Here is a 263-nt window from a genome sequence, read left to right as displayed (position 1 = left end):
CGGCCTCGATGCGGTTTAACTCCGCCAACAGCGCCACGCCGTCCAATGATGTTTTCACGGTACAAACGGCGTTCACAAAATCGGGCTGATCGTCATAGCCGACCGGCGCAGTCAGATACAGGGAAGATGTTTTTTCGAGCCTGATATCCGGATGCGCGGCCAATTCGGCCAAAGCGGCGCGAACCTGTTCGGCAGGATTGGCAAGATTGCTGCCCAAAGCGATAACGGCAAAATGCGGATACATTTCAGACGGCCTCTTTTAA

General features: G+C 54.4%; 1 protein-coding gene. It reads right to left on the bottom strand.

Translation table 11 applies throughout. The annotated features are described in order from the left end of the window. The coding region (folK, locus tag ACTHS3_RS18070) for a 2-amino-4-hydroxy-6-hydroxymethyldihydropteridine diphosphokinase (protein WP_440368805.1) at positions 1 to 244 on the bottom strand (244 nt) is incomplete at its 3' end. Between the last annotated feature and the right edge of the window lie 19 nt (positions 245 to 263).

It is taken from the genome of Neisseria sp. P0009.S007 (genome assembly GCF_051962515.1).
This window is presented reverse-complemented; position numbering and strand designations above follow the sequence as displayed.